The following is a 9,153-nucleotide window of genomic DNA, read 5'->3' as shown; positions in this document are numbered from 1 at the left end:
CGTAGAAGGGATCGCGCGACTTGAAAGCATCCCGTCTCCGTCGATTCGTCGTGGTGGGTTTCGCCGTCGGAACTGCGGTTTGGACGATCCACGCCAAGGCCGATGCTCCGCGAAGCGTGCGCTTCGAGGTCGAACGCCAGCATGGTGCCGAGGACTGCCCCGATGCAGGCGAACTGCAAAAGGCCATCGTTGCGCAACTTGGCTACGATCCGTTTCGCAAGGATGCGGCCGAACGCATTGCCGTCGTGTTTGCGCGGACGCGCAGCGGCTTCAAGTCGTCGATCGTTCGCACCGGTGAAGGCGCGCCCCTGCGGCGCGAGCTGACATCGCGCTCGGACCAATGCACCGAGCTCGCGAACTCGACGCGGCTGGCGCTCGCCATTGCCATCGATCCGCAGGCGTACCTGCGACCGCCGCCGCCAGCCCCCGCGCCCGCTCCGGTGGAGCCCGCAGCACCGCTGCCACCGTTGCCTCCGCCGCTCGAATCGGATCGCGGGGTGCCGGTGCGGGTGGAGCCTGCGGCGATGGCGCCAACGTCCGCGCCCGCGCGGTGGTGGCTCGGCATCGGTGCGCTCTCCGCGCTGGGTGCGGCGCCAACGGCGACGGGCGGACTCGTGGTACATGCGAGTGTGCGCAAAGGCACCTTTTCGCTGGGCACCGAGGGCCGCTTCGATTGGCCGATCGCGCGCGATTACGGTGTGGGGAGGCTCGAGTCGAATTTCATCGTGGCGTCGCTGCTGCCGTGCGCGCATTTCGGGGTGGGTGCGGCGTGCCTCGTGGGCTCGGCGGGTGCGCTGCGGGCGAAGAGCACCGGCTTCGAAGGCTCGACGTCACGCACGGGGTTTCTGGCGCTGGTGGGGGCTCGGGCTGCACTCACGTGGGCGCTCGGGGAAAAGACGGCGCTGGTCGTGTTCGGGGATCTGCAGCTTGCCCCCACGCGCAACGTGCTCACCATCGACGACCAGCCCGCGTGGACGACTCCCCTCGTGACGGGAAGTCTGGGCCTTCAATTCCGGGTGGCACCGTAAGCGATGTTCTTCATGGCCATTACCGACGAATCGCTTGCGACGCCGATATCCGTGCGTTCGCGCGAAGTTCGTCGGGCGAGCATGGCGGAGTTCGAGCAGATTTATCGCGCGGAGTTTCGCGCGGTGTGGGCGTTCCTCCACCGGCTCGGGGCGAGGAGCGCGGCGCTCGATGATTTGACCCATGACGTCTTCGTCACGGCGTACGCGCGGTTTTCGACCTTCGATCGAACGCGGCCGGCCAAGGCGTGGTTGCGAGGGATTGCGTGGCGGCTCTTTGCCGATTACCGGCGGCTGCATTACCACCGGCACGAGGTCGATGCCGAGCGCGGGGAGCACGTGCCCATTTCGGAGCCGTCCCCGGACGAGCGGATCGCAGCGCGCCAAGCGCGCGAGATGATCGACGAGGCCCTCGACGCGCTCGACGACGACAAGCGCGCGGTGTTCGTCATGTACGAATTCGACGGCCTGTCCGTCCCGGAGATTGCCGCGGCGATGGAGGCGCCGGCGCCGACGACGTCCTCGCGGCTTCGCCTCGCGCGGGAGGCTTTCACCGCGGCGCTCGAGCGCGTTCGGCGCCGGCGAGGTCTCTCGTGAGCGAGCTTCCGCCGCTGCCGGACAGTGTGCGCGATCTGCTTGCGCGCGCGGAGGTGCCCGAGCCGCCGGCCGGCTTGGAAGACCGGATTTGGTCGCAGGTGAGCACGGGCTTCGGGGGCCCCGACGGCGGCGGTGGTGCACCGCATTCGCCGGCTCCGAGCGCCCTGCATGCGGCCCTCGGCAAGTGGGGCGTCGTCTCGACGCTCGCGGCCCTTGCGGTGGGCGGTGCAGGCGGCGCCGTGGTGCGCGGGGCCATGGATGCGCGACCCACGCCGGTGGCCGTCGCATCCGCGGTCGTTGCACCGGAGGCGCCGGTGGCGGTGGTAACGGCGAGCGCGCCGGTGAGCCAGAACGATGCGGGCGCCGCCCCGGTCGTTCCCGCGAAGCCCCCCGCGTCGCCGAGCGCCAAGGCGGCGCGACGCGATGTCGATCTCGCCGAGGAGCAAAGCCTGCTCGAGACCGCGCGCTCGGCGATTCTCCGGCGCGAGCCGCGGCTGGCCCTCGCGCCGCTCCGCGAGCACGCGCAGCGTTTTCCGCGCGGCCATTTGAGCGAGGAACGCGATGGCCTCTGGGTGCAAGCGCTGGCCAACGCGGGCGAAGGTGCGGCCGCCCGCACGAAGGCCGCGGAGTTTCGCCGCAAGTACCCGCAGAGTCTCTTGCTTCCCGCCGTCGATGCAGCCGTGGAGCACGCCGAATGATCTCGAGCCACCGCCGCGTGCTCTTCGCCGCATCGGCCGCCATCGCGCTCGCTGCCTGCGACATCGTACTCCCGCTCGGAAACACACCGTGCGCCGGCGACTGCGTCGAGGGCGATGCCAGCATCGACGGACACATCGGCGACGCGAACGGTCCGCCCTCGCAAGGTGACGCCGGGCCCGGCCCCGGCGATCTCGATCCCGACGCCGGGCCCCCCGTGTGCGACGGCGGCGTGTGCCAATGCGTGGGCACCTTCAAGAAGGGCCAATCCTGCGTGCGCGCAAGCACGCTCGTGACGACGTACTACAGCTTGTGCGCCATCGCCGACGGCACCGTCTATTGCTCGGGGCAGGACTTCATCGACGTCGGACGCCACCGCGCACCGCCGACGATCGTGCCAGGTCTCGAGCGGGATGTCGCGCGCATCGCCATCGACAGCGAGTATGGCTGCGCCGTCACCACGGCAGGCGGCGCGAAATGCTGGGGTTACAACTCCCTGGGGCAACTCGGTTACGGACGGCAGGACGAGCGCCCTCCCAAGGCGGTCGACGTCGTCGATCTCGCCACCGGCGTGCGCGACGTCCACATTGCCCACGACAAGACCACGTGCGCCGTGACCACGGGCGGTGCCGCAAAATGCTGGGGCTACAACGGCAACGGCGCCCTCGGTGTGGGCCAATCCGACGGCGGCCCCTCGTACTCCTCGCGCCCTCTCGACGTTGCCGGCCTTTCCGCGCACGTGCTCGACATGGGCACCGGCAGGACCGCCGCATGCGCGGTGCTCGACGACGGCCGCGTGATGTGTTGGGGCGACGGCGACAGCAGCCCCGGCACCTACGGACCGGACCGAAGCGGCCCAAATTGGGCACCCTTCGCCATCGACGGCCTCGCGCCGAGCACCTACGTGGGCTTTTCCAACTCCTCCATCTGCGTGCTTTCCCGTGCGGGCAACGTCTCGTGCTTGGGCCACAACGGGAGCGGTTTGTTCGGCGGCGCCGGCCAGCCCCACACCTCGAGGCCCGTCGAAATGAGCGTATTGCCCCGAGGGTCGGTGGCCCAGCTTCGCGTGGCCTCGCAGTACGCGTGCGTGGTGACCACCTCGGGCGGGGTCAAGTGCTGGGGCGAGCGAACCCCCGGAGGCAAGATCGAGCCGACACCCCAATCGAGCCTGGACGTCCCCACCCTGGGTTCGGGGGTCGTCAAAATCGGGGTCGCTTCGGACCTCGCCTGCGCAGTGATGGCGGACGGCGGCGTCCGATGCTGGGGCGACGACACCTACGGACAGCTCGGAAATGGCGCGCCAAACACGCGCAGCAACGACCCCGTCGCCGTCGTCGGTCTGCCCGAACCGGTCTTCGACATCGACGTGGGCAGCGAGCACGTCTGCGCACTCACACGAAGCGGCCACGTATGGTGTTGGGGTTCCAACACCAACGGCATCTTTGCGGATTCGGACGCCATCCGCATCACTCCGGTGCCGGTCCCGCTCCTTTCGAGGTAGCCGCGTCGATTTTTTGATCGAACCACGGGCGCCATCCCAATGACGTCATGCAGCCGCGTATCGGACTTCGGATCCGCACGTCGTCGGCATTTCGTTTGTGAGGGACCATGGACATTCTGGGTTGGTTTTTGGCCTTCTTGGGCCTAGGTGGCCTTTTGTTCGGCGTCTTGCAGATGCTGAAAATGAAGAAGATGAACCGTGTGCCGCATCGCCGGCCCTCGGAGATCGCGCAGCTCGGGCCTCGCGCCGCCGACGCGAATGGCTTGCTTTCCACGGAGGGATCGGCGCAACCGGGGCAACAGCAGCTTTTTGCCCCCATGAGCGGCCAGCCGTGCCTCGCTTATGAGATTACCATCGAAGCAAAGTGGGAAAAGCATTCGGAAACCGAGAACGGTACGAAAAAGACGACCGGCTCCAAAAATGTGCATTCGGAGACTCGGGGATGCCAATTCCTCATTTCCGATGGCATGGGGAGCGTGGTCGTGGACAGCACGGGCGCCCTCGATGCATCCATGGAAAAGAGCCATTCGAGCGAAGTGGGCGTGGGCGGCCTGCTCTGGCCAGCGACGCTACGGTTTGGGCACATGGAGACGAATACGCCCATCGTCTCGCGGGATGACGGGCACGTCATCGGATTCGTAGGCACCGAGAAGATCGTGAAGCCGTCGCCGACGATATACGCGTTGGGCCAAATCGATGCCGGCCCGCATGGCGCGATGTTGCGCACGCCCAAAGGCATTGGCACGGGCAAGTTGATTCTCTCGCCCAAAGGGCGCGCCGGCCTTCTTGCCTCGACCAAGCGAAACATGATTCTCGGTTATGCCATTGGCGGCGTGCTTGCCGTCGGCGGCACCGGCGCGGGCCTTTTCGGGCCAAAGGCGGAGTCTTTCGCAGATTCGGCATCTTGCGCGGCGGAGATTGCGGAAGGCGTGGTCAATTGCGACGATCGCATCGATTCCAAACTTGGAAAGACGTACAATTGGACGGTCCGCGAGCCGGGGTACTACATCGTAAAGGTCAAAGCGCCGCAGGTGAAGAATCCCATCGATGCCATGGTGGCGATCAAGACACCCGACGGACGCAGGGTCGCCGAAGAGTATGCCGATGGCACCGAGCAAACCATCGTCGGTGAAAAGCTCGAGGCGGGGAGTTACCTGCTCAGCGTCACGGATGTTCTTGGGCGCAATCTCAAGGGCGGCTTGGGCTACCATCTTTCGATCGAGCGCGACGCCTCGAAAGACGATGTCGCCAAGGACGCTGCCCCCGTCGTCGAAGCCGTCGCAGCGGACGAGCCCGAGGCCGCGGTCAGCGGAAAGGTGCTGACCATGACGGCCCCCGTCCATACGACGACGCACGGCTCGAAGCCCAAGCCAAAAGCTTCGGCCCATGCTCTGGCGGATACGGGCGCACCGCCTCCGCCGAAGGCCGCGTCTGTGACCCCGCCGCCTCCGCCGCCCCCGCCCGCCAAGGTGGAAGCCGCACCCGCGCCCCCGCCTCCGCCGAAGGCGGCCCCCCCGCCGCCGAAGCCTGCCCAGCCCGAAAAGAAGGGCGTCTCCTTGGAGGTGCACTTCCCCTGAAGGGTAATCGCTATTCGACTTCGAAAATGGCGGCAACCTCGACCGAGATGTTCCCGGGCAGCGAGCCCGAGCCCACGGCGAAGCGCGAATGCCGCCCCGCTTCGCCGAAGACCTCGACGAAGAGATCCGAGGCGCCGTTGATCACCTGGGGGTGCTCCGCGAATTCCGGGATGCCGTCGACGAAGCCCTGCACCTGGACGACGCGAACGACGCGGTCCAAATCGCCGAGCGCAGCCCGCGCCTGGGCCAACACGTTCAGCGCGCATAGGCGCGCGCTCTGCTGCGCCACGGCCACCGTCAGGTCGCGACCGACCTTGCCGATGTAGCGCAATTCGCCATTGAACCAGGGGCCCTGCCCCGACACGAAAAGGAGATTCCCCGATCGAACGGCGGGAACGTAGTTGGCCACCGGCGCGGGGGCATTCGGCAGTTCGATCTTCCGCTCCGCGAGTCGCGCTTCGATTCGTCCACTCATCGCAAGTCCTCTCTTTCGCCGCCACCTTACCCGCGCCCTTGTTCTGCGGCGCATCAATCTCGATGTGCGACAGCCGGCCCCTTCGGCGACCTCGTGAACTCGGATTGGACATCCGAGCGCCGAAAACGCGTGGTTTCGAGCACGCGAAAAAGCGAACGCGAGCAGCCGAAGAAGATTTTTACGATTTTCGTGCACCTCCCGGAATGCCGCTGCGTCTCCCCAGCGAGATGCGCCCCGCGTCGATGGATGCCGAGGCGCCATGGCCAATTCATTGAAGGAAAAAGGCATATGAAACAGGGATTCCTCGTGGCACTCCCGCTCGCACTCGTTGCATTGCCCGCATGCAGCGTGCAGACATCCGATGGCACAGGCCAGGAACGAACCGGCTCCGTGGAGCAACGCGAAGTCTGGTCTGCGGCCGACGATCCGGCGCTGTTCGGCGTGCGCCTCGAGCGCGTGGCGGCCACGCTCCCCACCAAGGGGGAAGCTGCGCAGACACCGTGGGCGGGAAGCTATTGGCCAGCCTACAACGACAGCATCAACTATCGCTGGAACGGCCCCGACTCGCTTTCGCCATCGGAGAAGTACGAGACGGCCTTCGGTGTTTCCGGAGTCCAAGATCAAGTGGCCGCGTCGAATGGAGTCGAATCGGTCAGCGCCCGCGGCACGTGCACGAGCGATACCGATTGCAACGACGGCACCGCGTGCGGAAAGCGGAATGGGGCATCTGCCGGGAGGTGCGTGCTCACCTGGGCGGGCATCTGCCACGGCTGGACACCCGCGTCCATTCTCGTGCCCGAGCCGAAACACGGTGTCGTCGAGAACGGCGTGACCTTCGAGGTTCAAGACATCAAGGCACTGCTTTCGATGCTTTACACGGAAGCCGATACCAAGTTGATCTCCTTGCGTTGCAACCAGGACAGCGCCGACCTGAGTCGCGACAAATACGGCCGCCCGCCGTCGCGATGCCGCGATACGAATCCGGGTACCCTGCACCTTCTTTTGACGAACTACCTCGGGCTTCTCAAGCAATCTTTCGCCGAGGATCGCACGTTCGATAGCCAAGTTTGGAATCAGCCCATTCGCAGCTACGAAATCAAGGAGCAAAAGCCCGTAAGCGCCGAGGAAGCCAATCGTCTGGTGATGGGCAACACATCGTCACCGATTCCGGCGGCGTACGCCTTCAACTCCGGCGCCAAATCCTTCCTCTACGTGAAAACGCGCGTCGCGTACATCGGCGAATCCGATCCGGACGAAGGGAATCTCTCTTCGACCATCGATCGGTATACCCATCACGATGATTACAGCTACGTCCTCGAACTCGATGCCCGAGGGGCCATCATCGGCGGCGAGTGGGTTGGGCACAGCAAGAATGCGCACCCCGACTTCCTATGGCTGCCCAAGTCGGCCCCCACGCATACGGTCTCGGGGATCTCGCCCGCGCACGTGAAAAAGCTGGCCGACGCTTCCATCGCAAATCGATAGCGAGCGCTCCCTAGCAGGCATCCATTGCGCACGGCAACACATCGGTGCGCAATGGATGCCTTTGTCATGACAATTCGGAAAAATTGCATGCGCATCTAAAGAACTCTCCCGTCGCTACGAATGGGCATGGATGGATGGACGTACGGCTTCCCCGCCGGCACGGACGTTCCGAACGGACAATTGCCTATTCCGGAGAGACACATGCAAAAAATGAAAATGGGGTCGTGGACGGCCTGCTGTGCGCTGTTGATTTCCATCATGACGGCGGGATGCAGCGCCGCCGACCCGCAGGACGCGACCGGCGTGGACCAGAACGTCGAAAGCGCCTCGCAAACGTCGAGCTGCGGAGCAAAAGCCGACCCGACGCTGGCCGGTCCCGAGGAGAGCTCCACGACCGTCGCCGAGGACGGGACCGTCAACGTCTCCGCCGCCGTCTGCAAATGTTGCTCGGATTGGCGCGCCGATGCCGAGCGAGTTTGCGCGGGAAGCGGAAGGAGGGTGGTCGGCTTCTATTGTCGCGATGCGTGCGGCCTCTGTGGCCGAGACAGCGCCTACCGTAGCTACAGCGTCACCTGCGGGTAATCCCGTTAGGGCGTCGTGCGCTTCATGACGACGCGGCGGCCCATCGCATCGAGTCCGAGCGAGCGCTCTTTCGCGCGCAATGCCTCCAGGCCCAGCGTCAGCACGTCCAATTCGCGAAAACCATGACGCGCATAGAAGGGCGCATTCCACGGTACGTCCGCGAACGTGACCAACGTCATTTCGGAATAGCCGAGACGCTGGGCCTCCTGAAATGCGCCTTCGAGCAGGGCCGCTCCAAACCCGCGGCCTTGATGCACGGGGTGCACGGAGAGCTGCTCCAAATGCGCGATCCCGTCGACCACCTCCACGCGGGCAAAGCCCACCGGCGGCTCGCCCGCGACCAGCACGAACAACGCCGCCGCGAGGGTTTCGCTGCTGCCCGGCGGCGGCAGCGGAGCGTAGCCCATTGCGGCAAATCGCTCGTCCGCGGCAGCTTCCACCGCCGGAAGGAGCGGGAGCTCCGCGGCCGTCGCACGTCGCGCGATGGCGCCCAGAAAGCGCGTCGGGAGACGCTCTTCGACGAGCTGCCCATCGTGAAGCGTGACGCGGTAGGCGGACGCCTCGGGCCGAGAGCTCACCACGCCCACGAGCGAAGTCCCTGTAAAGTGCAACGCCGCACCATCGTCGGCGGCGTACCCACCGGGGAGCTCCCCCGAGGCCACGAGCCGATGGTACGTGGGGCGGCGCCACGCCTCCCCATCATAGTGCGGGCACGCGCTTCCCTCGAGAAACGCGAGCCCATCGTGAAGCGGTGCCGGCCCGCCAAACGAGTCCGTGATGGAACTCTGGAACCAGCAGAGCATGCCCGCGCTGACCCCGCACAACACCGCGCCCGCGCTCCACGCATCGCGCAGCATGCGATCGATGCCGTGCGCGCGCCAGAGCGCGCGTAGGTTGGCGGTACTCCCGCCGCCAACGTAAATCACGTCTTGCTCGCCGAGGAACGCAGGCAGATCGGCGGTGTGCGCCGGCTGCCGAGGGAGCGAACCCGCGGAGAACAACGTGAGATCCGTCGCGAGGCATTTGCGACTGAAGGCCCGATAGAATCGGGTAATGTACGCGGCGAAGTCGCCGCTTGCGGTCGGCACGAAGCACACGCGTGCCGGCGACCGACGCGCAAGCGACAGGACGAAGTCGTCGAGGAGCGGGTTGTCCGGTTCCATGGAGAAACCGCCCCCGCCCATCGCAACGATGGAACCAACCCTCGGATCACTC

General features: G+C 66.0%; 9 protein-coding genes. 7 read left to right on the top strand and 2 right to left on the bottom strand.

Annotated elements, in window-relative coordinates; all coding sequences use genetic code 11:
• Positions 1 to 20 precede the first annotated feature (20 nt).
• The 5 genes from LZC95_51595 (at position 21) to LZC95_51575 (ending at position 5,396) form a co-directional block, all read left to right on the top strand.
• Entirely contained in the window at positions 21 to 1,028 is a 1,008-nt protein-coding gene (locus LZC95_51595; protein WXA94855.1) for a hypothetical protein, read from the top strand.
• 12 nt (positions 1,029 to 1,040) lie between these two features.
• Positions 1,041 to 1,622: a sigma-70 family RNA polymerase sigma factor gene (locus tag LZC95_51590; protein ID WXA94854.1), complete on the top strand. Its 582-nt coding sequence runs from the start codon at positions 1,041 to 1,043 to the stop codon at positions 1,620 to 1,622.
• Positions 1,619 to 2,320: a hypothetical protein gene (locus LZC95_51585; protein WXA94853.1), complete on the top strand. Its 702-nt coding sequence runs from the start codon at positions 1,619 to 1,621 to the stop codon at positions 2,318 to 2,320. Before LZC95_51590 ends, LZC95_51585 begins: the two co-directional genes overlap by 4 nt.
• Positions 2,317 to 3,819, top strand: a complete 1,503-nt coding sequence (locus LZC95_51580) for a hypothetical protein (GenBank protein WXA94852.1) — start codon at positions 2,317 to 2,319, stop codon at positions 3,817 to 3,819. Before LZC95_51585 ends, LZC95_51580 begins: the two co-directional genes overlap by 4 nt.
• A gap of 107 nt (positions 3,820 to 3,926) precedes the next feature.
• Positions 3,927 to 5,396 (top strand): E3 ubiquitin ligase family protein, encoded by a 1,470-nt coding sequence (locus LZC95_51575; GenBank protein WXA94851.1) that lies wholly within the window; start codon positions 3,927 to 3,929, stop codon positions 5,394 to 5,396.
• Positions 5,397 to 5,406: 10 nt separating this feature from the next.
• On the opposite strand, the gene LZC95_51570 is transcribed toward LZC95_51575, so the two are convergent.
• Entirely contained in the window at positions 5,407 to 5,871 is a 465-nt protein-coding gene (locus tag LZC95_51570; GenBank protein ID WXA94850.1) for a RidA family protein, read from the bottom strand.
• Positions 5,872 to 6,159: 288 nt separating this feature from the next.
• Between LZC95_51570 and LZC95_51565 the strand changes: the two genes are divergently transcribed.
• Together LZC95_51565 and LZC95_51560 are read left to right on the top strand one after the other, a co-directional pair.
• Positions 6,160 to 7,356 carry a hypothetical protein gene (locus LZC95_51565; GenBank protein WXA94849.1) on the top strand — a complete coding sequence of 399 codons (1,197 nt, stop codon included), beginning with the start codon at positions 6,160 to 6,162 and terminating at the stop codon, positions 7,354 to 7,356.
• Positions 7,357 to 7,557: 201 nt separating this feature from the next.
• A complete protein-coding gene (locus tag LZC95_51560) occupies positions 7,558 to 7,938 on the top strand; it encodes a hypothetical protein (GenBank protein ID WXA94848.1) in 381 nt (126 codons plus the stop codon).
• 5 nt (positions 7,939 to 7,943) lie between these two features.
• Here LZC95_51560 and LZC95_51555 read toward each other — a convergent pair whose 3' ends face one another.
• On the bottom strand, positions 7,944 to 9,101 hold the full coding sequence (locus tag LZC95_51555) for a GNAT family N-acetyltransferase (protein ID WXA94847.1): 1,158 nt from the start codon (positions 9,099 to 9,101) through the stop codon (positions 7,944 to 7,946).
• Positions 9,102 to 9,153 lie beyond the last annotated feature (52 nt).

Source organism: Sorangiineae bacterium MSr12523 (assembly GCA_037157775.1).
GTDB classification, from domain to species: Bacteria; Myxococcota_A; Polyangia; order Polyangiales; family Polyangiaceae; genus Pendulispora; species Pendulispora brunnea.
This window is presented reverse-complemented; position numbering and strand designations above follow the sequence as displayed.

Excerpts from the sequence above, each read along its gene's own strand:
- LZC95_51570 (WXA94850.1), bottom strand. The coding sequence starts at position 5,871 with ATGAGTGGACGAATCGAAGCGCGACTCGCGGAGCGGAAGATCGAACTG.
- LZC95_51555 (WXA94847.1), bottom strand. The coding sequence starts at position 9,101 with ATGGAACCGGACAACCCGCTCCTCGACGACTTCGTCCTGTCGCTTGCG.
- LZC95_51580 (WXA94852.1), top strand. The coding sequence starts at position 2,317 with ATGATCTCGAGCCACCGCCGCGTGCTCTTCGCCGCATCGGCCGCCATC.
- LZC95_51565 (WXA94849.1), top strand. The coding sequence starts at position 6,160 with ATGAAACAGGGATTCCTCGTGGCACTCCCGCTCGCACTCGTTGCATTG.
- LZC95_51575 (WXA94851.1), top strand. The coding sequence starts at position 3,927 with ATGGACATTCTGGGTTGGTTTTTGGCCTTCTTGGGCCTAGGTGGCCTT.
- LZC95_51560 (WXA94848.1), top strand. The coding sequence starts at position 7,558 with ATGCAAAAAATGAAAATGGGGTCGTGGACGGCCTGCTGTGCGCTGTTG.
- LZC95_51590 (WXA94854.1), top strand. The coding sequence starts at position 1,041 with ATGGCCATTACCGACGAATCGCTTGCGACGCCGATATCCGTGCGTTCG.